Below are 1100 nucleotides of genomic sequence, written 5' to 3'. Positions count from 1 at the left end.
AGGCAGGCCTCGATCTCGCCCGGTTCGATGCGCAGGCCGCGCAGTTTGATCTGGTGGTCGGTGCGGCCGAGGAACTCCAGCACGCCGTCGTGGCGCTGGCGTACCAGGTCGCCACTGCGGTACAGGCGCTCACCGTCGACGAACGGGCTGGCGATGAAACGCTCGGCCTGTTGCTCCGGCAAGCCCAGGTAGCCCCGCGTCACCCCGGCCCCGCCGATGTGCAACTGACCGGCAACGCCGTACGGCACCGGTTGGTCATGCGCATCCAGCACATACAAGCGGGTGTTGTCGATCGGCCGGCCTATCGGCAATGCACCCGTCGGCAACGGATCCCGCGCTTCCAGGGTCCAGACGCTGCAATCCACCGTGGTCTCGGTGGGGCCATAGACGTTGTGCAGGCGCACCTGCGGCAAGCGCTCGCGTACCTGGCGGGCCAGGGCTTCGGTGAGCTCGCCACCACCGCAGACGATGTCGGTGAGGCTGGCGCAGGCGGCGCTGGCATCCTCGTCGAGGAACTGCTGCAGCAAGGCCGGCACGAACTGCACCACCTTGACCTGCTGCCGCTCGATCAGCTCCGCCAGGTACTGCGGGTCGCGCTGGCCATCCGGGCGCGCCAGCACCAGGCGCAGGCCCGTGCACAGCGGCCAGAACAGCTCCCACACCGAGGCGTCGAAGCTCACCGGGGTCTTGTGCAGCACCGCGCCTTCGCTCGGGAACAGCCCGGCGCTCCAGTGCACCAGGTTGACCACGTTGCGGTGCTCGACCATCACCCCCTTGGGCACGCCAGTAGAGCCGGAGGTGTAGATCACATAGGCCAGGTGCTGCGAGGTCAGACCAGGCACCTGCGGATTGCTGCCCGGCAGATCGTCCCACGTCGGCTGATCGAGGTCGACCAATGTCGCCGACGAACTCACCAGAGCGCGGGTGGCCTGTTGCACCAGCAACGCCCGCGGTTGGCTGTCGGCGAGCATGTGGCCGAGGCGCTCGGCCGGATAGTCCGGGTCGAGCGGCACGTAGGCGCCACCGGCCTTGAGGATCGCCAGCAGGCCGACCACCAGCGGCAGGCCGCGCTCGACGCAGATCGCCACCCGGTCGTCGGG

The 1100-nt window shown here is 68.9% G+C and carries 1 protein-coding gene; it reads right to left on the bottom strand.

Annotated elements, in window-relative coordinates; genetic code table 11:
* On the bottom strand, window positions 1-1100 hold a 1100-nt coding region (locus ACQ4OD_RS26335), incomplete at both ends, for an amino acid adenylation domain-containing protein (protein ID WP_430945221.1).

This window comes from Pseudomonas sp. WC1 (genome assembly GCF_050586565.1).
GTDB lineage: Bacteria > Pseudomonadota > Gammaproteobacteria > Pseudomonadales > Pseudomonadaceae > Aquipseudomonas.
The sequence above is the reverse complement of the archived record's forward strand: the minus strand, read 5'-3'. Positions and strand labels throughout refer to the sequence as shown.